This window comes from Rhodopirellula bahusiensis (genome assembly GCF_002727185.1).
Lineage (GTDB): Bacteria > Planctomycetota > Planctomycetia > Pirellulales > Pirellulaceae > Rhodopirellula > Rhodopirellula bahusiensis.
Genome location: NZ_NIZW01000021.1, coordinates 42,333 through 65,218 on the forward strand (window position 1 = coordinate 42,333; position 22,886 = coordinate 65,218).

General features: G+C 55.4%; 19 protein-coding genes. 11 read left to right on the forward strand and 8 right to left on the reverse strand.

Annotated elements, in window-relative coordinates; genetic code table 11:
- Positions 1 to 47: 47 nt before the first annotated feature.
- From CEE69_RS23260 to CEE69_RS23270, 3 genes are all read right to left on the reverse strand, one after another.
- Positions 48 to 2,156, reverse strand: coding sequence for a family 20 glycosylhydrolase (locus CEE69_RS23260; protein WP_099263008.1), 2,109 nt, complete (start codon positions 2,154 to 2,156; stop codon positions 48 to 50).
- A 194-nt stretch (positions 2,157 to 2,350) separates the two neighbouring features.
- The gene (locus tag CEE69_RS23265) at positions 2,351 to 2,821 is read right to left on the reverse strand and encodes a hypothetical protein (RefSeq protein WP_199169928.1); all 471 of its coding nucleotides are present in this window, start codon (positions 2,819 to 2,821) and stop codon (positions 2,351 to 2,353) included.
- Positions 2,822 to 2,992: 171 nt separating this feature from the next.
- On the reverse strand, positions 2,993 to 4,168 hold the full coding sequence (locus tag CEE69_RS23270) for a DUF1559 domain-containing protein (protein WP_233215554.1): 1,176 nt from the start codon (positions 4,166 to 4,168) through the stop codon (positions 2,993 to 2,995).
- Between the two features lie 328 nt (positions 4,169 to 4,496).
- On the opposite strand from CEE69_RS23270, the gene CEE69_RS23275 reads away from it, so the two are divergent.
- The 9 genes from CEE69_RS23275 to CEE69_RS23325 all read left to right on the forward strand — a co-directional run bounded on the left by CEE69_RS23275 (position 4,497) and on the right by CEE69_RS23325 (position 15,755).
- Positions 4,497 to 4,853, forward strand: a complete 357-nt coding sequence (locus CEE69_RS23275) for a hypothetical protein (RefSeq protein ID WP_143549320.1) — start codon at positions 4,497 to 4,499, stop codon at positions 4,851 to 4,853.
- 241 nt (positions 4,854 to 5,094) lie between these two features.
- Entirely contained in the window at positions 5,095 to 6,309 is a 1,215-nt protein-coding gene (locus tag CEE69_RS23280; RefSeq protein ID WP_099263077.1) for an ankyrin repeat domain-containing protein, read from the forward strand.
- A gap of 138 nt (positions 6,310 to 6,447) precedes the next feature.
- Positions 6,448 to 6,939 (forward strand): protease complex subunit PrcB family protein, encoded by a 492-nt coding sequence (locus CEE69_RS23285; protein ID WP_199169929.1) that lies wholly within the window; start codon positions 6,448 to 6,450, stop codon positions 6,937 to 6,939.
- 41 nt (positions 6,940 to 6,980) lie between these two features.
- Positions 6,981 to 7,499, forward strand: a complete 519-nt coding sequence (locus CEE69_RS23290) for a zf-TFIIB domain-containing protein (protein WP_099263010.1) — start codon at positions 6,981 to 6,983, stop codon at positions 7,497 to 7,499.
- A 111-nt stretch (positions 7,500 to 7,610) separates the two neighbouring features.
- Entirely contained in the window at positions 7,611 to 9,260 is a 1,650-nt protein-coding gene (locus CEE69_RS23295) for a TolC family protein (RefSeq protein WP_099263011.1), read from the forward strand.
- 210 nt (positions 9,261 to 9,470) lie between these two features.
- Positions 9,471 to 9,926, forward strand: coding sequence for a hypothetical protein (locus tag CEE69_RS33335; RefSeq protein WP_233215555.1), 456 nt, complete (start codon positions 9,471 to 9,473; stop codon positions 9,924 to 9,926).
- Between the two features lie 271 nt (positions 9,927 to 10,197).
- A complete protein-coding gene (locus CEE69_RS23315; RefSeq protein ID WP_099263013.1) occupies positions 10,198 to 11,700 on the forward strand; it encodes an efflux RND transporter periplasmic adaptor subunit in 1,503 nt (500 codons plus the stop codon).
- A gap of 110 nt (positions 11,701 to 11,810) precedes the next feature.
- Complete coding sequence (locus CEE69_RS23320) at positions 11,811 to 15,149, forward strand: efflux RND transporter permease subunit (RefSeq protein ID WP_099263014.1); 3,339 nt, start codon at positions 11,811 to 11,813, stop codon at positions 15,147 to 15,149.
- A 105-nt stretch (positions 15,150 to 15,254) separates the two neighbouring features.
- Positions 15,255 to 15,755 (forward strand): hypothetical protein, encoded by a 501-nt coding sequence (locus CEE69_RS23325; protein ID WP_099263079.1) that lies wholly within the window; start codon positions 15,255 to 15,257, stop codon positions 15,753 to 15,755.
- Positions 15,756 to 16,071: 316 nt separating this feature from the next.
- On the opposite strand, the gene CEE69_RS23330 is transcribed toward CEE69_RS23325, so the two are convergent.
- The 4 genes from CEE69_RS23330 to CEE69_RS23345 form a co-directional block, all read right to left on the reverse strand.
- Positions 16,072 to 17,406 (reverse strand): beta-ketoacyl-[acyl-carrier-protein] synthase family protein, encoded by a 1,335-nt coding sequence (locus tag CEE69_RS23330; protein ID WP_099263015.1) that lies wholly within the window; start codon positions 17,404 to 17,406, stop codon positions 16,072 to 16,074.
- 222 nt (positions 17,407 to 17,628) lie between these two features.
- Positions 17,629 to 18,966, reverse strand: coding sequence for a hypothetical protein (locus CEE69_RS23335; RefSeq protein WP_099263016.1), 1,338 nt, complete (start codon positions 18,964 to 18,966; stop codon positions 17,629 to 17,631).
- 144 nt (positions 18,967 to 19,110) lie between these two features.
- Complete coding sequence (locus CEE69_RS23340; protein ID WP_099263017.1) at positions 19,111 to 19,449, reverse strand: hypothetical protein; 339 nt, start codon at positions 19,447 to 19,449, stop codon at positions 19,111 to 19,113.
- Complete coding sequence (locus tag CEE69_RS23345) at positions 19,446 to 19,799, reverse strand: 4a-hydroxytetrahydrobiopterin dehydratase (protein WP_099263018.1); 354 nt, start codon at positions 19,797 to 19,799, stop codon at positions 19,446 to 19,448. The genes CEE69_RS23340 and CEE69_RS23345 overlap by 4 nt, the downstream gene beginning before the upstream one ends.
- An 89-nt stretch (positions 19,800 to 19,888) precedes the next feature.
- Here CEE69_RS23345 and CEE69_RS23350 point away from each other — a divergent pair, with 89 nt between their 5' ends.
- Together CEE69_RS23350 and CEE69_RS23355 are read left to right on the forward strand one after the other, a co-directional pair.
- A complete protein-coding gene (locus CEE69_RS23350; RefSeq protein WP_099263019.1) occupies positions 19,889 to 20,578 on the forward strand; it encodes an RNA polymerase sigma factor in 690 nt (229 codons plus the stop codon).
- 103 nt (positions 20,579 to 20,681) lie between these two features.
- Entirely contained in the window at positions 20,682 to 21,608 is a 927-nt protein-coding gene (locus CEE69_RS23355; protein ID WP_099263080.1) for a YihY/virulence factor BrkB family protein, read from the forward strand.
- Between the two features lie 67 nt (positions 21,609 to 21,675).
- Here the strand turns inward: CEE69_RS23355 and CEE69_RS23360 are convergent, their stop codons facing one another.
- The gene (locus CEE69_RS23360) at positions 21,676 to 22,860 is read right to left on the reverse strand and encodes an App1 family protein (RefSeq protein ID WP_099263020.1); all 1,185 of its coding nucleotides are present in this window, start codon (positions 22,858 to 22,860) and stop codon (positions 21,676 to 21,678) included.
- Positions 22,861 to 22,886: the final 26 nt, after the last annotated feature.

Here is a 22,886-nt window from a genome sequence, read left to right on the forward strand (position 1 = left end):
CGGCTAACGCCGTTCGTCAGGTATACCCGAAGTCACCCGCGTTCTACTTAGAAGACTTGTACTTCGACAATCTTTGAGAATGAGTTGAACACATAGCCTTTGTTGCCGTGTGTCTTGATCCGAACATAGCGAACTTCGCGAGGTGCGAAGCGGTGTTCGGCGGGATCGGTCGGCACTTCGGGCTTGTCCAACCGCGTTGCCACCTCTTCAAAATCGACTCCGTCGGTGGATGTCTCCACGGCGTACTTCTCAAACGATCCCGCGATGCTGTAGGCGAACACTTTGACATGTTCCACCATTTGTGGGCTGCCCAGGTCAATTGTCAGCAGAATTGGCTCGGGATCCGCCGGATAGCCAAGATAGAAGCCGAGGTTTTCGGTTCCACCATCGTTGATTCGTTGAACTGAAAATGGTGGTCCAGAGGTTGCGTTTGAGGTGACTGGTTTGTGCAGAGCAAGGTTTGGTTGTCCATTCACTTTCACCAAGTTGTATCGAGATCCATGCGCGATCGGATCGTCACCGGCGTAGGCAATGGCTCGGACGGTTGCTGACTCCGTCAACTTAAATGGCGACTCATAAACAGACGAATCCTTTGATGGCTTCGATCCGTCGGTCGTGTATCGGATCTCGAGGTTCCCAGTCGAAGGAGCACTCGGTTTGTTTGTGGTTTCCAAAGTCACCGTTGTTGTTTCTTCGAAAACGCCATCATCCGGTACAACGAAGTTTGTGGCTTCAATCGTGACCGGATAGAACGCCGCCAAACGAGCTTGCTCGATGAAAGAAACGCGGCTTTCGAAGTCTTCGTAATCTCGCTTGATGCTTGGATTCCAAGCCACTTCGGCGAACGGGATCACTCTCGGTAAGGTTTGGGGCAAGAAGTTCTCTTCACGTCCTTCCCACCATGGCATGCAAAACCCGATGAGCTTGTTTGTGGGCTCGACTTCGACCGGATCCGCGTAGGTCCGGATGTCTGGGTTCACGTGTTTGAAACGAGTCAGCGACATCGTTTCATAGATGTGTTGCGGCGAAGTCATCGTGAAGTTTGTTCGCGGATAGTGATCGACCAAGTACAAAGGATCCCATGCCGCATTGATCACCCGGTGCCCGTTTGCGATCATCTCGTCGGCTGGGTAGTTGATCGTTCGCCAGTTGAGGTGAATGACTTCCGGGTTGACTCGGTTGTCTCCGGTTCCCGCTCGCGGGCCTTCCCAAACCAAAGTCTCTTTGCCTTTGGACTTGAGGTACGCGTGCAGTTCGTTGATCAGGTCTCGTTGCAAATCTTCGGGCACGCCAAATGCTTCATCGCCGCCGATGTGGATGTAGGGTGATGACGAAAAGACCGCCATCATTTCATCCAGCAATGTCTTGATTCCATCGAGAGCCTTTTTTGACTTAGTCAATTCGGTTCCGGAGTTTCCGAACACCTCGGGATAGATCCGACGAAGCAATTCGGAGTGGCCGGGAACTTCGAGTTCGGGAATGATGGTCACACCGCGAGCCACCGCGTAACGTTCAAGTTCTTCGAACTGAGACAAAGTGATCACCCAGTCCCATAGCTTCGGAAACGCGGTTGATGGAAATGCGATGCGTTGATCGTCCGTGAGGTGCAACTGCACCGAGTCAACTTTGTAGAACCAAAGCAGGTCGATCGTTTCTTTCAGCAAAGCGATGCTGTGTGGATTGCGACCCATGTCAATCATCAGATTGCGGTAGGCCAACTTGGGTGCATCCTCAATTTGCAGTTGCGGAATCGTCTTCGATTCACCGTCGCCGATCAACTGCAGCAATGTTGCCGTCGCACGCGTCAAACCCTTCAGTGTCGAAGCCTCGACCCGAATTTGGTCGGATGACACTGCGACGGTGTAGCCTTCCGGTGGAAATTCGTTGGAGTGGCTGAACTGCAGCAACCCGCTTTGCTCGCTTTCCAACTGCAATTGATGACGGCCGTCAGTCATCCGTTTCAGGTGCTCACCAAAAATCGTGAGATGGTTCGCCCAGTCCGCGTCGGTTGGTGTGTTGGTGGAGACAGTCTCGGGCAAAACCAAGTCCGGACCACCCAGCGTTTTGATGTCAGTTGGCAGCGGGACCAAGTGGACTTCGGCGGCGGCAACGGATGATGCCAATAGCAGAACAACAAGCAAGCAACGGGGAATCATTAGCAATCAGTTGGAATCAGAAGATGTCGATCAAAGGGGTGCATCAATTGGCGTGTCATTCAAAGGCCATTCTAAGCAGATACGCAGGTGTTTTTGCGCATCGGAGCCTTTTTGCGTTGGCCCAGGTTGCTATTCACAACCGGGGCGAACGTCCAAACGGCTGATGGGATTCGTGAGCAGTCTTGCCTACCTGCCTAGCGACGTTTTTTCGGCTCAGGTTCTCTTTTGAACTCGAGCTGAATGCCATCTTCTGAACCGGTTACTTCCAAGTCAGACGTGAAGCTCTCTTCCGATGGTGGCGCGTCTTTCAATGCCTGGCTGATCGCGGTACCGACGGCGGCCTTGTTGCCACCCTGCAAGAACGTCAGTTGGGCTTTGGGAGTCCGATCTGCGGTGATGCTGACGCGAAGGTCAAAGCTTCCTTCTCGCAATTGCGATGCTGCCGGAATTGTGAATTCCCCATCGATGATGGGAGCCATGGCGGTCGGCGAATTAACGTTCGCCTTGGGAACTAGGCTGATCTTTCCCTTTTGAATGGGGGTTCCGTCGACGGTTGCCGTTCCCGAGAGGCTGATGCCAGATGGACCACATGCAACAAACGTGCTGAGCAATCCAAGAAGAGGCAATGATCGAAGTGAGAACGAGATGAATTTCTTGCGTGACATGAAGCTGTTGATTGGAACGCTGTGGAGTTGAAATATGGCTGCGAGTGGTGGCTCGCAATCGCTACGTATGGATGAGCGTCGGCCCCGGTCGGTGAAACCAAATCCGGGGCGAACGCATGAATGTTCGATAAGCTGAAACGGGTCTGCTCATCGATTGAACTCGAGCTGACCCTATTCTTCGAAGGTGTTGACTTCGTGTCCTGCTTTCGTCAGGAAAGCGGTCAGAACATCTTGGGCGACGGAATAGGTGACGAACTTGGTCGACCCGTCGGTCATGACAAAGTGCGAGCCGCCTGGGTGATAGCTGAAGAAAAAGTGCTCGTCGTTGTCAGGCAGATTGCCGAGTCCACCGGTCAAGTCTTCGTCGTTCAAGATGCCTCCGTTGCCGTCGGAATCAACTGGGAAACCGTAGTAGGGGATGAATCCTCCACCCGCTTCATCCGGCGAGTCATAGCACAGCACCGAGTGCCCGACGCCAAATGGTGCTCCCGTGAACGTCGTCAACCAACCGCCCGATTGAACCGTACCTGGTTTGGCGGGGAACAATCCACGCTCGCCGATCAGCAATGTGTTGCTAGTGCCATCAATGACAGATGCAAATCGCACTGGACCGAAAGCGGAACCTTGGCTGTGGAACATCCCGTCCGCCGTGTACTGGAACGCAGCGGGGAACCCGTTGAAGCCGGATGCATCGGTTCCGTGGTATTGGTTGGAGGAGCGTCCGTAGTGGCCCGCGTTTCCGAAGTAGTTTGTGCCGGCACTGGTCGCGATCACTGAGCTACCAAAGCCAACGTTGACTGGCGTCGAAGACAGCGGGTCGCTGGGGCAGTTGAGCATGGGGACTTCGGTCAGAATGGCATCTGCGTCGAAAGTCGGGCCATAGATCTCGAGGTCGTTCGAATCCAAAGCCGATTGCTCGAGGTAAGGAAGAACGCCACGGATCCAAGTCCGTCCCACACCGACAAAGTCGTGATTGTCAGCGGAAGCTGGGAACTGTTTGTAGGTGCTCTCGTAGTTGTGACAAGCCAGAGCCAGTTGCCGCATGTTGTTGCTGCACTGCATCCGACGGGCTGCTTCTCGAGCCGATTGAACTGCAGGTAGAAGGAGGCCGACGAGGACGCCGATGATGGCGATGACGACAAGGAGTTCGACGAGGGTGAAACCGCTGCGTGTTGGCAATCCGGTTTTCTGCTTAATGACCACTGATGTTACCTGCAAATAGACAATGTTGAAACTCGCGGTGGAATCGAAACCATCTCGATCTCCCCGCGGAATGTGTGCTTGGCACGGTGCGGGAAGCAAGACGCGGACCGCCCGATGCAGAAAATCTGAGCGAGCGAAATCCATAGAGTCCGGCTGGTTTTCAGCGTGAGTTTGTACCCCGTAGCGCGACGTTAGAGATTGCTACTTTCCCGACCAAGCGAAGAATCAAAAAGTCTATATTTGATGATGTTTCGTCGAGGCGTATTCACGTTGTGACCCGCATTTCAGTCTGTAGATTGATATGATGGGCATTGCTCAGAATTGTTGCAGCGATGCACGAAATGAGTGCTTGGTTGCTTTCGATCGCGAGACGCGGGGGGGAGTTGATTGGTCCCTTGCGCTCCACACCCGCGTTCTAAGAATTCGAATTGATGGATCGAAGGAAGCTGAGCAGGAAGGCTTTGTTCAACTGGTGCGAAACAAGAAGGCACGTCGTTTGTCAGAGAACCCGTACGAGACGCCGAGCTTGGCCCGTCAAGTGGCTGGGAAGCGATCGTACTTGCCTTATGCACTGGTCACGATGGCGGTCGTTGCTGTCTTGTCCAGTGTTGTTGCAATCATCGGCTGGTACGGGAGCGTGTCGATCGAGAACGGGGTAGTCAGTCTGCTCTATGACGACGTCACTGATTCTGTTTCACCGTACGGCGACATCACCATCTCGACGTACTCGATCACTTCCGACGTTGCAGTCGTCGGTGGGATGATCGGGATTGTCTACCTCGCGTCGATTGCAATCGCGAATGGCGTCGTCTTCTTTTGCAGGCGATAGCTGGCTTCGTTGGATGCCCAATCGCGACTGGATACGGCGAGCAACAACGCTCGCCGATAGTCGTCCCCATTAGGTGTGTCTGGACGGGCACCGATCGGGGATGGCATTGCGACAAAGCAATTTTGCTGAGTTTTGAGAAAAACCAAGTTTTGGTGAGGTGCGGGCGGACGGGATTTCGCAGGGGAAATTGAGGCGAAGAATGCTTCGCCCAATGCCTCCCTTTTCTGCTGGATTCAAGATCATGTCTTTCATGAAGCAACTGTCCGAATTTGTCATCCCGTTCCTGCTGCCCACCATGTTGGCGGTATCTGGTTTGCCTGCCACCACGCCAAAAGTCGAACGTTCGACTGTGGGTGTTGTGCCAGCCGCAGTGAAAGAAGAGGCGACGGAGCGGCAACACAACCTGCACAAACGGCTCCTCGAGGTGAATCCCAATTGGGCCGGCAAGGTTCATGAAGAGTTCGATCGGAATGGGGTAGAAGCACTCAACAACGAAGTCACTTTGCTTCAGAAGCATTTTGAACTGGTGATCGCGAGACTCAATGCGGCGGACATCAGTGATCTCAGTCGTTCGCAGTTGGATCAGCGTTCAGCGAATATTCAGCGACTTCGCGACTACATGGTCGAAGGAGACTTTCCGCAGAACATTTTCGTACCCGGTCGTCGCCCAGTTTTCATCGATCCTTGGGGCACGCACTGCGCGGTTGGTCACTTGATCGCCACTTCTGGTCATGCCGATTTGGCTCAGCGAATCAATCGGGAACATCGGCTGGATGTGTTGAAAAACATTCAGACGGAAGGTCTCGGCGAGTGGCAATTGGCATCTGGGCTACGCCTCGATGAGTTGGTGTTGATTCAACCTCACTACCAATTTCGGATGCGCAGCCAAACGATCGAATATCCGGCTGAGATCGAGGCTTTGGTTCTGGGCGATTCGTCTGCAGTCTTGGAAGCTTTGAAGGCGGGCGAACTCAAAGTGGGGGCTCGCTGTGGCGGCAAGACGCTTTTGCACTTCGCGGCAGCTTCTGGCGATCTGGCACTGGTAAAACGTCTGGTGGACATGGGGGCTGATTTGAATGGGGTGTCAACGTTGGGATGCGACGAAGATGAGATCGCCAAAGGTGGAAAGCATTCGCGATTTGAAGTTCGGTGGGATGGCTCCACACGAGTGACAAGTGCAAACCATTATTTGTCGAAAGGACGTGTTTACAAAAGCGTCCGCGGCTCATTCGTTGCGGATGTGCTGCAGGATTTCTACGGAGGCATGGATGGCAAGAACGCATTGGAGTATGCGACTTCCGACCCACGACCGTCGAAGCATGGTGTCTCAATGCATGCGTACTACGGCAAGCGACTTCCGTTTGGGAACCCCGACAAAGAAATTAGCCCGCTGGACGAGGTGAAGAACGGCCGAGCCGAAGTTGCAAAGTGGCTTCGTGAACAAGGCTTGAAATAGTCCTTCGTCAATGTTCGAGCGGCGCGGCCGTCCGTGTCGCTCGCGATGATCCAGTCGCCGATGCGTGGATGCGGTGAATGATACCGGCGAAGACAAACCCCGAAGCTTTTCACGACTACTCAGACGAGATGAATTCTCATGACCAACTTCATTGCTCGCCCAATTCTTGCCGTTCTCGTTTGTTTCGCCAGCGGTTGTGCTCCATCAAAGATCGACGAGCTTCCGATCGTCGATGGGGAGCACATCCCGGTTCGGCAAACAATCAACGTCGGCCGAGTGATGTCGCCTGGCATTCACTTGATCCAGTCAGTCGATGACTTTGTTCAATTAACGGGGCAGTCGTCTGAGTCAGTATCACAAGCTTTTCAGTCAGTTGATTTTTCGAGGGAGACCGTCGTGATCGCCGCCCTTGGTGAGCGCAACACGACGGGCTATTCGATCCGTATTGTCGGCATCGCTTTACGGAAAGATGTTCTGAACGTGTATCTGCGAGAAAGTTCTCCGAGTGGGACCGGGCCGGTCGGCATGGCGTTCACCTATCCAACACACGCGGTCGTCCTCGAGAAGCTGCCGGGGTCATTGAAGGTCAACGTGGTCGACGGCGGCATGCATGCAAGCTTGATGAGATAGACTGTTTGATGGGTTTTCAATGCTGATGATTGAGGTCTTTGATGAAGTGTCCCGTGTGTGCCAGTTCCCTCGTCCGAAGTCAGTACGAAGGGGTGAACGTTTTCAAATGTCACCAGTGTGTCGGCTACTTGGTGCAGTCTCGACGCGTGGAAGACATTTGTCGCCGGGATACCAATTCGCCGGAGGAGTTGCAGCAGGAGATCTCGCAATCCGGTGACAACAATCTTCAACTTCGATGCCCGCGGTGCCGTCGGTTGATGGACAAGGAAGATCAGCCGGGGACGGATTCGTTCGCTCTCGATCGATGCCGCAGTTGCGAGTGGGTTTGGTTTGACTCTGGGGAATTGGCTCGTTTTCAAATTCGGTATGAAGCAACCGCGCAAGGACGAGATGCTGCTCGATTTCGCAAACGTTCTCGGCAGATGACTTCTGGGGAGCAACGTGTGTTTGAGCACAACCTTGCGAATCTACCGGACGGAGATTCCAGTCTCGCTTCAGCGATCGGAGATGGATTGGTTGAAAGCCTCCGCGGGTTTCTGAGCGAGCTTCTCAGACGATGACATCGCGGTTTCGACGACCGGCACAATCGCTACAGTCGGAAGCTCGGATCGGGGGAATCGTTCGGGTTGTCGCAATCATGCCTGATACAGCCATCGTGTTGGACCGATGGAATGATCGGGCTAGTTGCGATTTTCATGGAAGGTGTCGTTGTGCAAAAGCATTCGGAAGTCGATGGGCGGAAGCGAATTGCGAAACGCTTGCTGTTGCTGGCTGCATTGGGGATGAGCGGTGGTTGTCAGACCATTGGGGAAACTCGCTCGGATGGATTGATCGCGGCTTCGGAGCCCGTTTCGAAAATGGTCGCGGAGTCAAAGGTTCCGGCGGGCTCGAATCCGCAGGTAGGAGTTCAGCAAGTCGGCTTTGACGAGTGGTCGTTAGCCCGTGAAACAGAACCGGAGCCGATCGCGGTAACAGCGCCACCGGAAATGAATGCGGCTGACGACCAGGACTTCACGTTGGTCATCGAACCCCAAACTTTGCGCGATGCGATGGCGTTGGAAGCTACGATGAACGAGGTCGAGCCATCGCAGGACCAAATCTCTTCGTCTTTGGCTGCGGGCTCACTGTCTGAGGACTCACCGTCTGCTAGTCCTGTTCAGCAAAGTGGATTGACGTTGTCGTCGGTGGAGGCGATGGCGTTGGGGACGCACCCGGCGATCGCGGAAGCACGAGCTCGGGTTGCATTTTCAACTGGACAAGCCGTTCAGGCTGGTTTGCCATTCAATCCTGTGCTGCAGTATCAGTCGGATGAGATTGGCAACGAATCCTCGTCGGGATTGCACACCGTCCAGTTGTCGCAGCAGTTTGTGACCGCGAACAAACTGGAGATCGCTCAGCAGGTTCAGGCTCACGAAGCGCAACGCCGGCGTTCTGAGTTGCGAATGGCGGAGTTGCGTGTGCTGACGAACGTTCGGTCCGCATTCGCCGCGGCGATTGTCGCTCAACGTCGGGCTCAGATCGCTAACCAGATCGTTGATTTGGCGGAAAAGTCATTGAGCAGTGTCCAGGACTTGTTGAATGCTCAAGAAGTTTCACGCGTGGTTTGGTTGCAAGCGCGCGTCGAAGCTGAGCAAGCTCGAATTACCGCAGAGAATGCGGCAACGCAATTGCGGGCCAACCGCGGTGTGCTCGCCGCAGCAACGGGACTGCAGACTTTGCCGGCGGATGCGTTGGTGGGTGAGGTCGGTGAAGGCTTGATCGAAACACCCTGGGAGTCGTTGCTTGCCGAAATCACCGCGACCAGTCCTGAGATCACAGCGGCTGGATCAGCGCTGGAACGTGCACGCTGGTCATTGCGTTTGGCTTGCGCCCAAGTCACGCCCAATATCACCGGTCAAATTGGTGTCGGAGTTGACGCGTCGACGGACGACACGTTCGCTAGCGTCGGCGTGAGCGTGCCACTTCCGTTGTGGAATCGCAACCAAGGCAACATTCGAAGTGCTCGTGCCAGCATCGCTGAGGCGTCGGCAGCGATTGATCGAACGAGACTCAGTTTGGAAGGACGATTGGCCAGTGCAGCTGGTCGCTATCAAGTCGCGCTCGAGCGTTATCGCCGTTTGAATGACAGCGTTTTGCCGACCTCAGAAGAGACGTATCAGCTTTCTCAGCGAGCGTTTGAGGCCGGTGAAACGGACTACATTCAGCTGCTTACCATTCAACGAACATTGTTCAACACGCGTTTGAGCGTCTTGGAAGCTGCCGCGGAAGCTCGACAAGCCGCTGCGGAAATCGAAGGATTGTTGGTGACCTTGGACGGTTGATATGAGTGACCGGCACGTCTGAACACCTCATTGCCGCTGCGTTTCAAGTTTTTAGTGGAAAACCAATCGCGAAGATTTCTTCGATCTGGCCTTCGCCGTCAGAACTACCGATAATACTTGCAACCTTTCACATTCAGAGAAACCGTGTCCGCATTTTGTCGTCTTACCACCGCCGTAGCATTGTTGCTGCACCTGTTTTTCGGGTGTTCGATGCATCATGCAATTGCGTGTGAGGGGCATGTGCACGACGGTTGTCATCATGTGAATGCGGCCGACGAATCGCCAAGTGTCCACGCCGGGCATGATCACGATTCGGCACTGCATGGGACGTGTGATCATCACAACAAAGGTTGTGACACCGAGCGGTTGAAAGAGGATTCACCCATCGCTGACGGTTCGGTCTGTGGTGTTGGGTGCGATTGTCAATCGGATCCCTGTGACGGTGACCATCCCGGGTGTCACGGCGGGGCGGGGTGCAGTTTTGTGAATTCGAATGACGTGCAGTTCGTCATCGAAATGCCAATGCTCGCCTATCTCGATACGCATTTGAATGGCGACGAACCTCAGAGTTCGGCGATCAAAACGGGGGCGGTCGCTGACGATGTCGGCTGGACCGCGATGGGATCCCGGTATCACTGTGCATTGCTGTGCACTTGGGTGATTTGAGTTTGGGAAGCTTCGCGATGGTTTGTTCGTAAGTGTGGTCATGCCACATCAACGATTCAAACATCGTTCTGCTTTCATCCCCAAACCAGTTTCTAGATCGGAACCAGCATTCGTTCGCGATAGGCACTGAATGACGTTTTGCGTTGGCTCGTTGTACCAGCCTCGCAAGTCCATTCTTTTCCGACGCGAACTGAGATGCTTGGCATGACGTTCGGCTTTGCCGCTGGACGTGATAGTCATCCGATCGTTCACTCAGATTTTGTGCACTGTCATGACTTCATCCAATCAGTGGCTCGCGTCGCTTCGCACTTCGATTCTTTCGTTGTTAGCCGTCGTGATCGCGGTAGCGGCCGGTCTCTACTTCTTCACCGATTTCGGAAGTCGTTCGACCGCCGAATCGAAGGCAATGGTCGAGTCGGATGACCATGCCGGCCATGATCATTCAAGTGGCGGTCATGAAGGTCACGATCACGAGGGCCATGACGAAGCGAATTCGCTTGAGCTGAGTCAGCAGGCGCGAGCCAATTTGCGGCTTCGCACCGAGGCCGTCACCGTCGGTCCGTACACCAAGTATGTCGAGGTTCCTGGCATGGTGACAGCTTGGCCGGGAAAGACGCACATCTCCATCACGTCGCCGTTGACCGGGGTGATCAACGCGATTCACGTCTCGCGTGGCGAGCTGATTCAAAGCGGTGCCCCGATGTTTCGGCTGCGGCTCACGCACCAGGATTTGGTCGAGACGCAAGAGAACTTCTTGCTGCAGTTGGGGCAATTGGATGTGGAGGACCGGGAAATTCAGCGGTTGTCAGCGATCACGAATTCGGGCGCTGTGTCCGGCAAAACGCGGTTGGCTCGCGAGTATGAGCGAGAGAAATTGCTGGCGGGGATCCGTGCGGCGAAGCAGTCCATGTTGTTGCATGGTTTGACCGAACAGCAAATCGAGTCGATCGAGCGTGATCGAACATTGATTCGCGAATTGGTCGTTCGGGCACCTTGGGTGGAGGAAGACAACTCGTTGCACCACGAGTCGCTCAGCCGGGCAACTGACCGGATGGCGGGCAATCCAGACGCGCGAATCGCGTCGATGCAGCCACCTCCACTGGACGACCACGGCCACACTCACATTGATGCTGAATTCGTGGTTTCGGAGCTGGACGTACGACGTGGCGAATCAGTTACGGCAGGCCAGCAGATTTCGCAGATATCTGATTTCTCGCAGTTGTTGATTGAAGGACAAGCGTACCAGCGAGACGCCAAGTTGCTTCGTCAGGCGGCCGACACACACGCGGAAGTGCAGGCGACCATGAGCGGTGCGGACGGCGAAGTCGAGATCTTGGATGGATTGAACGTGGTTTACATCGGCAACAAGGTGGAGGCCGAATCTCGTTCGCTCGCGTTCTATGTGGGACTCGAGAATGAAATCGAAAGGGATGAAACGCGGAACGAAAAGCGGTACGTCAGTTGGCGTTTCAAACCGGGCCAACGTTTGACGCTTCGCTTGCCAGTCTCGCGAATGGAAAACGCGATTGTCGTTCCGAAGGATGCGGTGGCCGAGGAAGGATTGAATCGTTTCGTCTTCATCGAAAACGGTGATCACTTCGATCGCGTTCCGGTGGAAGTGATGGCTCGCGACAGTGTTCACGTCGCACTGAAGAACGATGGGCAAGTTTGGCCTGGTCAGAGAATCGCGGTTCGTGGCGCTCATCAGTTGCAAATGGAAATGAAGAACCGTGGTGGTGGAGCGATCGATCCGCACGCCGGACACAACCACTGACCTCGTTCCATACCGACTCGCTTTGAGATTCTCTCCGTGCCGGATCCATGCGGCAGACCTTGCACGCCGCGTCACGTCACTGCGCCAAACCATTCCACTGAAGATTCACGATGTTAGACAAGATCATTCAATTCTCGCTGAGGAACCGCCTGCTGATCCTGGTGGCCGCCGCGATCATGCTCGGCGTGGGGACTTGGCAAACCAGTCGGCTTCCCATCGATGTGTTCCCGAATTTAAACCGGCCACGAGTGGTTGTGATCACCGAAGCCCACGGGATGGCGCCCGAAGAGGTCGAGACTCTGATCACGTTTCCGTTGGAGACGGCTTTCAACGGGGCCAGTGGTGTGGAGGCGGTTCGCAGCAGCAGTGGGATCGGTTTGTCAGTCATCTATGTCGAGTTCGGGTGGAACACCGACATCTACAACGACCGGCAAATCGTCAACGAAAGACTGCAACTCGCGTCAGAGCAATTGCCCGACGGTGTGAAGCCAACCCTGGCACCGATTTCGTCGATCATGGGCCAAATCCTGATGTACGGGATGTGGAGTGAAGGAGGCGAAACGGAGCCGATGGAGGTGCGGACGCTGGCCGATTGGGTCGTACGTCAGCGATTGCTGACGGTGCCCGGTGTGTCGCAAGTCTTCACGATGGGCGGCGGTCGAAAGCAGTATCAGGTTCTGATCGATCCGGACAAGCTGGTTCAGTTTGGACTGACCATCGAAGACGTTCATACGGCGGTGGACGAATCCAACATGAACGCGACGGGCGGCTACTTGGACGACCAAGGTGCCAATGAGTTGCTGGTGCGAGGGCTCGGACGCATCACCAGTCTGGACGAACTCAAGCAGATCGCGATCACGATGCGAGCGGGACGTCCGGTGACGTTGGCCGATGTTGCACGAGTGGTTGAGGGAGCTCAAGTCAAACGTGGTGACTCGTCGGCATTTTTGCGAGACGAAGCGGGCAATGTCGAAGGCGGTCCCGCCGTGGTGCTGACGATCAACAAGCAACCCGGCAGCGACACGCGAAAAGTAGATCAGGCGATTGTGGAGGCACTCGAAGAGCTTCGAGTATCGCTTCCGGACGACATTCGGATTGCCAACGTCTATTCGCAACGCTCGTTCATCGATCGTGCAATTGAGAACGTGGTCGAGGCATTGGCCGACGGCGGCGTGTTGGTGTTGGTGATTCTGTTTTTGTTCCTTCTGAATTTTCGAACCACGTTCATAACCCTCACCGCGATTCCGCTGTCGATCATTTCGACGGCCTGCGTCTTTGCGATCTTTGGTTTGTCGATCAACACCATGACGCTGGGTGGATTGGCGGTAGCGATTGGCGAGTTGGTCGACGATGCGATCGTCGACGTGGAAAACATCTTTCGTCGATTGAAAGAGAACCGGCACTCGGACAGCCCTCGTCCGGTGTTGCGAGTGGTTTACGACGCCAGTGTCGAAGTGCGAAGCAGTGTGGTTTATGGCACAGCGATCGTGGTGTTGGTGTTCATTCCACTGTTTGCGTTGGAGGGAATGGAAGGCAAGCTCTTCGTTCCTTTGGCGATGGGGTATGTCGTGTCACTGATCGCGTCCTTGGCCGTGTCGCTGACCGTGACACCAGTCCTAGCGTCATTGCTGATGGTCGGGAAGCGAAATTGGCAAATTGTCGTTCCCGTGTTGGCATTTGGGGTCTCAGGATTGACCGTCACTTGGGTCTTGCCTCGGTTGTCGCATTGGTTCATCGAAGGTTGGCATCTACCGGGAAGCCAACTCGCTTGGACGCTTTTGTTGACGCCCGTGTTTTGGATTTTGATCCAAGTCTCGGAATGGATGTTGGGTGGTGAAGACGCTGAAGAAGGGCGTTTGCTTGAAGGATTGAAGGGAATCGCTGGATTGGCGATTCGGTTCAGCACGAGATTGGCTGTTCCTGTTCTCGCGGCCACCGCGGTTTTGGTTGTCTTCGCCGCAATCGCACTTTCGCGGTTGGAGCGTGACTTCTTGCCGCCATTCAATGAAGGTGCGGTCCAGGTCAACGCGTTGTTGGCTCCGGGGACGTCGCTGGCGACGAGCAATCAAATTGGTGTGGCGATTCAAGAGGAGTTGATGAAGATCGACTCAGTGAAGTCGGTCGCTCGCCGGACCGGTCGAGCGGAGTTGGATGAACACGCCGAAGGAGTCAACGTCACCGAGATGTTTCTGGAAATTGATGATGGTGCCAATCGCGAAAAGACCATCGAGACGGTTCGCGAAACGATGGAAGACTTTCCCGGTGTGGTGTCGAGTACCGAGCAACCACTCGCTCACCTGATCAGCCACATGATTTCGGGAGTGAAGGCTCAGATCGGGATCAAGCTTTACGGCGATGACTTGGACGTGTTGCGAAACAAGGCCGAGGAAATGAAGCGACGGATTGCCGATGTACCCGGTTTGGCCGACGTGATGATCGAGCAACAAACAAACATCCCGCAACTACGAATCGATGTGGATCAGCTTGCACTGACTCAAAACGGATTGCGTCCCGCGAATGTGATGGAGTTGGTCGAGACCGCGATGAATGGGCAAGTCGTCAGCCAAGTGGTGATGGGGCAACGAACGTTTGATTTGATGCTTCGGATGGATGAACCGTATCGCGAAAACATCGACAAGCTGATGCGATTGCCAGTTCCATTGCCAAATGGCGGAACGCTACCGCTGGACGAATTGGCCGATGTTTACCGAAGCGACGGGCCAAACATGATCAAGCGGGAGAAAGTGCGTCGCCGGATCGTGTTGCAGGCCAATGTGTCCGATCGTGGTGTGGTGGACGTGGTCAACGACATCCAATCGAGGTTGGAGGATTTGGAACTGCCGCCGGGATACTACTTGGAATATGGTGGTCAGTTTGAGAGCCAACAGTCAGCGACTCGTCGATTGATGATCTTGTCGGGTGTCGCTTTGGTGGGAATGTTCCTGGTCCTCTACACGCTCTTTGGAAATGTCAACTTTTCCATGCAGGTCTTGGTCGCGTTGCCAACCGCGTTTGTCGGTGCCGTCGGGGCTTTGGTGCTCACTGATCAGAACCTAACCGTAGCCGCGATGGTCGGATTCATATCGTTGTGCGGGATCGCCAGTCGAAACGGAATCCTGTTGCTCAATCACTATCTGCACCTTGTTCGCCACGAAGGCGAATCATGGACGCACCAGATGGTGGTCCGAGCGGGGCAAGAACGCATGGCCCCGGTGCTGATGACGGCGCTGACTTCTGGCATTGGATTGCTGCCGTTGGCGTTGGCCGCGGGCGAGCCCGGCAAAGAGATCCTGTATCCGATCGCGACCGTGATCGTCGGAGGGTTGCTCAGCAGCACGCTGGCGGAGTTCTTCGTTCGGCCCGCTTTGTTTTGGGCGATCGGTCGAACGGCCGGACAGCAAATGGTGGCCGAGACAACCGGAGAACTCAGCGAGCCCTTCGAGAATTGAAACAGACGCGAGTGACTTTGGTTTGCGGCGATTTAGGTGTCACCGAGTCGATCCAAGCCAAATGTTGAGATGTTGATGTCCTTTCCTTTTGTCCCTGGAGTTGAGATGAAGTTTGCATGGAGTTTGACGGCCCTGGCTTGTTTGTTTTCAGTTGGTTGCGGTGCGAAGCCTGCTGAAGATTCTGGAGCCGATCCCGACACGGTGGTGATGGAAGGAGCGCCACCGGACTCGCACGCCCATCCGGAACATGGGCCCAACGGCGGTGAACTGATTGAATTGGGCAAAGAAGCTTTCCATTTAGAAATGCTTCATGACGATCAGTCGGTGACGCTGAACGTCTTGGACGGAGCCGCATCAGAGACGGTAGCGATCGATGCAGCCGAGTTGTCGGTGAGCTTGAAACACGACGACGAAGTGAGGACGTTTGCTCTGCCCGCATCGAACCCAACGGACGGCAAAGCTTCGTCATTCACGATCTCCGATGCCGAGATGGCTCGATGGATGAAAGAAGGTGCCGAGGGAGCCGTGACATTGCAGATCGATGGCAAGTCCTACACCGGAAAGATTTCGCACGATCATGACCATGAGGGGCACGATCACGATTGATCGCGAAACGCGTTTGCAAAGAGAGTTTCTCGAAAACGGGCGCAATGCGTTTGCATTCGGTTCGAGAGATAGAAGCTTGAGTCGGTGGAGGGTGTTCCGAAACCGGCGAGGCTCCCGGTCCGCGATTCGACTAGCCCTCGAGCGACCGGGAGCCGCTTTTTTTAGTCGTCCAGTGCGGGCGACAACGTGCCTAAGCACGTGAGCGGGAGTCTTTGGGCTTTATCACGTAGCGGCGTCTCTCCGAGATGCTGTCATTTGCGAGTCTCAGAGAGACTCGCCTACGTGAGGTTCTACCCGATCATTCCTGCCGAACTGCTTAGCGAGGTTTGGTGATCCAAACGGCCGTGGTTTGACCCTGCGGCGTGATGTTGAGATTGATGAAGTTGTGACCAGCGGATTGGTCGCCCGACGTCACGGCCGCGATGGGGCAATTTTCGTCCAGTTGTTCCAGGTTGCGGATCGGGAACAGTTCATTGCCCAGGCTTTGTAGGCTGGCGATCATTTCCACCATGCCGCTGCCGGCACCGATGTTGCCGAGGTGACCTTTGGCGGTGGTGACTGGTGGCTGAGTATCGGTGAACCCGAACACGTCCGCGATCGCGCCGGCTTCGCAAGCATCGGTTTCGACGTCGGACAAACCATGAGCGTGAATGTGGCCGACTTCGATTTTGCCTTCGGCGGGAGCGAAGCCGCTTTGACGTCCCGCGTTGATCACTCCGCGGAGAACGTTTGCAAATCCTTTTCGCATTGGTTGATTGCCAGCGGCAGGACCGACGGCGCTGGAGCTGCACGCGACGATTTCACCGTAGATGGTCGCTCCACGCTTTTCAGCATGTTCCAACGATTCGCAAAGGAATGCACCGGCACCTTCGCCAACAACGCTGCCGTCACGGCTGGAGTCAAACGGCCGCGACATACGGCTGGGGTCTTCGGTGTCTGACGCCAGGGTTTCTTGCATGGATGCGTGCAGCGTTCGCAGCGTGTGAACGCGTGATCCAGTCGCTCCCACAACCAAGGCGTCGGCGTGACCGCGAGAGATGGTGGAGACGGCTTCGGACAATGCCGCACCGGCGGATGCTTCGCGAAGCGTGATCGAGTTGTTGGGGCCGCGAAGATCGTTGTAGATCGCGATGTGTGACGCGGGCATGTTGGGCAAGTACTTCAGCAACCACAGCGGGTTGACTTTCGGAAGTCCCAAGTCGCCCCATTTGGTGAAGTCAAATTCACCGTCGGTCGTGCAGGCCGCAATTCCTTCTGCGTATTCTTCGGGGAGCGACATGATGTAGTCGCATCCATAGACAACTCCGGTGCGATCGCGATCGAAGTCGTCCGGGTTGTGGCCACCGTTGTGCAGAGCCAATTGGGCTGCCGCGACGCCCATCTCAATTTCGCGGCACATGACTTTGCTGCCTTTGCGAATCGTCCGCTGAAGTGCCTTTTCAAGCGGTCCGTAGTCGCTGATGTGACCCGTGAACGCTGTGGCTTCTGCGCCGTTGCTGATGGGCAGAGCGTCGGTTGGGATTTGCGTGAACGGAGCGATACCGCTTTTGCCTTCCCGCAATCCGCTGAGGAGTTCTTCGGGGGTGTTACCGAGCGGACTGATCACGCCGATGCCGGTGATCACGACGCGTTGGGCGGAGGTAGCAGGCATGGACGATGGCTAAGTGAATTGGTTCGTATCCAGTCACGTCAGACTGGATGTAAACGAAGCAGGAATGGAGGACTTTGCGGGCCGGCAAGATAGCAAATCCGTCCGCGAAGCGGGACGGGACACTAACCGTGAACGCCGGAGCCCACTGCGGACCCACGAAAACGTGGGTGAGAGTGGGCTGGCGACATGTGAAGACCCGTCAAATGAACGGGAGAACGCGAATCAATAGCGTCCGCGATTGGGAGCCGACACGCGGGAACCAACTTGTGGCACCAACGGGGTGGTGGTCAGGTTGTCCGAGGCTCGGCCACGGAATTCGACGAACATCAACGCATCGGCTCGGCCAGCGGTTGTTCCGGTGATGGAGCTGAGGTTGAAAAGTGGCACGCTGGATTGAGGTCGCTCGGGGCTGGCGACAACACCGCAGGAGAGTAGCAGCACCATGTCCGACGGCCAACGGAATCGTTCGTTCAAACGCCAGCTCACAAGCTGGGGCACTTCGATCTTGGTGCGGTGAACTTGGTTGTTCGGAAGCGGCAGGTCGAGCTCGACCGGCACGAATTTGTCGACTTGGTCGATGTTGGCGTTGATCACGCAATCGAGCGTGCGACCGTCGACGCTGAGCAGCGGGCTGACTTCGATTTGGAAGCCTTCTTGGATCTCACCGGTTTCAGGCTCGTACGGAGGCCAGTTCGCCGGCGAGGGTTTGACGTTCAGGACGTAGTTGCGACCGCGGGTGCTGGCAAGTTTTTCGGTTTGACCGTTGTTGGTGATCAAGTCGACGGCTTGGACTTCGCGAACATCGGTTCGTGAGCGAAGCATGTTCATGACCAAAGCCGCGTTCTCTTTCGTAAGCAACCAAGCTTGCAGGCCAGGTGATTGAACGTTGACGTGCTGCATCAACATGTGAGCGTTGCTGCGCCAGTTGGGATTCCCAACCGTCATCAGTCGCAAGTTCATGACTTGCGGTTCTTTGTCACCCGCGACGAAGCGTTCGACGATTCCGCCGATGACTTGGTGCATTTCGTTGGTGTGATAAACCTTCAGTTCATCTCGGTCAGCACTCATGAAACCAAAGGGTTCGGTGTGCCAAACGTCAGTTCCGGTTTCTCGAACGATCCAGTCGACGATGGCTTGGTGAGGGCGATCGTGCTTGGTCAAGTAACCGGTGTAAGGGCTGATGTTGTAGACCCGGTGCTCTTGGCCGGCTTCGCGTGGCAATTGGCCACCACCGGACAACTGTCCGGCAGGTGCACCACCACCGGCTGGCAACGCGTTGCGATTGGCAGTGGTTTGAGGTGGTGTTTGTAGGCTGGGCGGTGTGTTCGATGCGGTTGGGCCAGCGGCTCGCGGCGTGAAGCCTTGCGGAGCAGCCTGCGTTTCGGCAGTGGATGGGCCTCTCGCAACCGAATTGGATGGGAGAGCGAACCCGCCCTGTGCGTGAACCTGTTCGCTGAGCACGGCAGAACCGGTCGCGAAAAGGCAGGCGGCGGCGAGTCCGCGAATAATTCGCGAGCGAACGTAGAAAGGGAGACTTCCCGGGAGGTTTGCTTGGGCCATGACGGGTCGCAATTGAAAAGACGGGCATTGGTCGTGAGCAGTCCATTGGACCGCCTGCGAACACGCCTATACTGCATCGGAGAAGTTGACGACAAGTCCGAAAGAATTACACCACTTTGATTCAAGTCAGTGGTCCGAGGCGATTTAGCCCTCGAAAACCGCGTCCTTGATGTTTCGCACGAGCGATTGGCGAGTCAGCGAAATGGACTGGATTGATTCCACGTTCACGCCCAATTGCTTGCCGAGTTTGACCGCGAGATCGACGTCTCGCACGCCATGGTATTGGTTGACCACACGGCGCCCCGCCGGATCAGGGACGGAAATCGTTTGATCGCGAAAGCGGTAGCTGGTTTCGAAAGCGTCGGCCAACTCGTCGATCCATTCCTGCGGCACTCGGCGTAGTTGGCAATGCTCGATGCTCCAGAGGTCGTCGCCATTGCATTCGTCCAGCAACGCCAGGGCTCGGTCGTAAGGAACGCTCACGAGACAACCTGATTGATGCGAGCGGCCATCACGAAGTCATTTTCGCTGAGTCCGCCGATCGCGTGCGTGGTCAGGACAATGCGGAGATGCCGGTAGCCGGTCAAATGGAGATCGGGATGGTGTTGTTCTGCTTCTGCTAATTTCGCAATCGCATTGAGATGCCGAATCGCGGTTTGGAAGTCGCCCGTGTTCAACTTTCTCGTGATTTGGTTTCCATCGTTCTCGAGCGACCAATCCGGCAGTTCAGTCAGGTACTGAGACGCGTCGTCGGCAGAGATTCGGTCGATGCCGCCCTCGCAGGGGACGCAGTGGCGACTGGACCAGTCCGGTGATGATTTGGATTCATTCATGCTTTGATTTTACCGTTGGCGGATTTCCAATCGTAGGTGGAAAGTCGGGTTGATCGACGCATTTGCAAATTGCAGTTAATCTGGTGCTCATGAATGCACCCGCTCCCTCGCCGTCTTCCCCCAACGATCCTGATCGTGAAGACGAGATTCGTTTGATCGGTCAAATTCGCGCAGGGGATTCTCAGGCGTGGCAAGAATTGATCGACCAATTCGAAGGCCGCCTGCTGGCGTACGCTCGGCGTCGAGTCGGTGATTTGGCAGCCAGCGAAGACATCGTGCAGGAAACCTTTGTCGGCTTTTTGGTTTCGCTCCCCAACTACGATTCGCGGCGAAAACTGGAGAGCTATCTGTTCTCGATTTGCAGCTACAAGCTGACTGATCATTTGCGTCAGTCCGGGCGTCGTCCGGAACTGCCGCTGCTGGGACGAGGCAGTTCATCCGGCTCCGGGAGTGGCGACAATGTCGAAGCTGACGGCGTTCGGTTGCCGAGTTCCATCTGCCGCAGTGCTGAACGCCGCGAGTTGGAACAAGACCTGGTTGTGGAAGTCGTCCAAGAACAAATCGCGAATTGGCAGTCACGTGGCAACTTTGGAAAGCTGAAAGCGATCGAATTGTTGTTTGTGATGGGACGCGGCAACCGGGAAGTCGCTGAGCAATTGAATCTGTCGCAGCAGCAAGTCGCGAATTTGAAGAGTGATTTTCTGACTCGGATTTCGGCGGTCATCAAACGTCGCGACCTCGATCTGGATGTCTTCCCAGAACTTCGCGAAAACGCCTGAATCGTTGGTCGAATCGCATCGAGGCCACATTGAGTCTGATCGGCACGTCGATTGCTGTAAAGGTAAAGCGTATTCGTTTTCCTTTCAATCGAGCGGTGGAGTTGTGGGTTTTCTCAAGCAGACGTTTTCGGAGTTTTCCAAGGATCGTTGCAGCACGTTGGCTGCGGCGCTCGCGTACTACACCGCGTTTGCACTGCCTCCCTTGCTTTACTTGATGCTGACGGTACTGACCTTCAGTTTGTCCGTGATGTACGACAGCGAGCAGGCCACCGAGAAGGCTCAAGGCATATTGCAGACGCAAGCTTCGCAAATGATTGGCAATCCCGCGGCGGTCGATCAGATCGAAACGATCATGAACAATCACGAGGAAGCTTCCGGGAAGTGGTGGAAGACGTTGTTGAGTTTCGCGGGGATTCTGGTCGGTGCGACTGGAGTTGTTTCGGCATTGCAAGGTGCTTTGAATCAGGTTTGGGAAGTCAAGCCGGACCCGGACAACAGCGGTATCAAAGACATCTTGGCGAAGCGATTCTTGTCGTTTGGGATGATCTTGGGTCTTGGTTTCTTGATGCTGGTTTCGCTGGTCGTCTCCTCGGTGCTGACCGCTCTGGGTGATCAAGTTGGCAGCTGGGTTGGCATGTCAGAAACGCTCGCTCATTTTGCGAACTTTGCTGTGCAAGCACTGGTCGTGTTCGTGATCTTTGCTTCCATCTTTAAGTTCATGCCCGACGCCGTCACCAAATGGCGTGACGTGGCGGTCGGTGCGGCCGTGACCACGGTTTTGTTTTTGGTTGGCCGCTATCTGATGCAGCTTTATTTCTCCATGAGCGAACCCGGTGCTCAACTGGGAGCGGCCGCCGCATCGCTTGCCGTTTTGCTGGTCTGGGTCTACTACACGGCGATGATCGTGTTGTTGGGGGCAGAGGCGACTCAGGTGTACGCGGTTCGCTACGGAGACGGAATTCAACCTGAACCCAAGGCCGTCCGCGTGGTCGAGCAGATCAAACGCGGTACGGACGCCTCGACTGCTTAGGGCTCCGGATTGAACGATTGGAGTCATCGCTCAATCCTGGGCGAGTGCCAGCCACGCAAGAAACTGTTCAAATCAGGCCACGTGAACGATCATGATCGCGGTGGGTTGCATCTTCGATTGCCTTCAATGCGTCCTTCGACAGCAATCCCATTTGTTCGGCGATGAAACTGACTTCGATGCTGTCCTTGACCAGGTGCATCGGGACGCCGGCCGCAGAACTCTGTCTCGCGAACCGATCGACTTTCTGATCGTGGTCACTGGATGCATCCGGATCGATGTCACGAATGAAGATGGCGGGAATTCGCTCGCCAAACTCTTCCGCCGCTGTCGCATACAAACGTGCGTCCTCTTGCCCCGAGTCACCCACCAGGATGAACTGAAGATTGGGAAAGGCGGACATCAATTCGCGAGTTTGTTCGAGCTTGCGATCGTGTCCTTGTTTGATGAATTTGTCTTCATCGATCCCAAGGTCGCGTAAGAACAATGGGCCCTTCGGGATCGCATTGTGTTCAAGGAAGTCTTCGAGCAGGTCGTGAAGATTCCAGGGCGACGATGAAACATAGAAGATCGGATTGATGGGCGATCCAAACGGTTTGCCGTTTCGTTGCATCCATTCATACAGCGACGCCACTCCTTCGAGCGGGGCTCGTGTCCTCGCATTTCCAAAGAACGTGAGTTTGGCCATCGTGCCGATGTCGGTCGCCCCTGTTCGAAGGATTGTGTCATCGACGTCGCTGATGACAGCGAACTTGGCATCCGAAGAAACGTGCATCACGTCGCAAACGGTGAAGGACTCCATCGGCGAGATTCGTTCGTCGTCAACAATCGCCAGTTGAGCTGGCATCCACAACGCGAAGTCTGCGTTGTCGGCGACGCGTGGAATGTCCAGCTCGAAGTAGCCCTCTGCATCGCTGACGGTTTGCCCAGTGACGCCAGCAAACGAGCCTTCGAGTTTGACACCGGGTACTTCATCACTCGCAAACCGACGCCAGGTGTGGGTGAGGTTTTGCCACCAGCGATCATTGTGGAAATCGGGATCCAAGGGCGGGTTGGAGAGGATCCGACCGCGAAGATGGACCGTGTCCGCCGTTGCGAAGCCCGTGTAGGCCTGGATCTGAGGAACGCCGCTGCGCCCCCAACGCTTGCGGATCCGCCTGATCGCCATGTCGGCCACATCGTCGGCCGATGAGGCGGTGCGAGTGAGCCAATTGCGAAAGTCGGCTTGGAAGGTCAGGGGAGTTGGCTCAGACATGAATGACTTGGGGGTGAATGGATTTG